We start from the raw sequence: 840 nt of genomic DNA on the forward strand, positions 1-840 counted from the left end.
GTCCAACGTGCCAGATTCTTGGCATGAAATCGGGGGTTGTCGCTACGACACCGCTCCAGGCAAATGCCGCCTCCAATTTCGGAAGGTCAGGAATGTAGCGATGCAGCCGCCGCAGAAAGTAGGATGACATTCGTGCAACTGAACCCGCATCATTGCACATGGCGATCCCTCCGGTGATAAGCCGATTGTCAGGGCTCCACCGATAGGCGAAGGTATGCCTATGGAGATCCGCAACTGGATTTCGCCCAGGCAGCACGCGAGCGCGTATGGTCTGGTCCAGTGGCTGCGTCGCCACCTGATAGGGACGCACAGGGATAATGCTGCGGCCCACTGCCCTTGCCGGATGCGATCGCATTGCATTTGTCGTGAGAAACAGGTGGCCTGCGTCTATGTGCCCGTTTGGCGTTGAGACGTGCCATTTGTTGCCGCTGCGTGCGTAGCCGGTTACAGGGCTCGACCAGAAGATGCGAGCGCCAAAGCCCACTGCAGATCTGGCAAGCCCCCGAGCGTAGGCGAGCGGATTGATCTGCCCCCCACTATCGTCAATGAGAGCGCCGCTATAGATGTCAGTGCCAGTCAAAGCATCGGTTTGTCGCTTGCCCAGCAGCCTGACAGGCTGGCCGAGCGCCTGCCAGTGGCGCACCCTGGCTTCAACAATCCGGAGTGTGTCGGGCGTATGGGCTGGTTGCATCCATCCGGTTTGTTCCCCAGAACAATCGATGTCCAAACGGCGGATTGTGTCAAACACCACCTTACCGGATCCGCCAACGAACCTCGTGAGTTTTTCACCCGCGACGCCGCCCAGTTGACCATTCACCTCCTCTGGCCCCAGTGAACCTG

1 protein-coding gene is annotated in these 840 nt (G+C 59.0%); it reads right to left on the reverse strand.

Annotated features, from left to right (window positions below; all coding sequences use genetic code 11):
- A partial coding sequence (locus tag EN935_RS38240; protein WP_164771832.1) for an FAD-dependent oxidoreductase occupies window positions 1–817 on the reverse strand: 817 nt, incomplete at its 3' end.
- Window positions 818–840: the final 23 nt, after the last annotated feature.

Origin of the sequence: Mesorhizobium sp. M7D.F.Ca.US.004.03.1.1, from assembly GCF_003998635.1 — a bacterium.
In the GTDB taxonomy this organism is placed as follows: Bacteria; Pseudomonadota; Alphaproteobacteria; order Rhizobiales; family Rhizobiaceae; genus Mesorhizobium; species Mesorhizobium loti.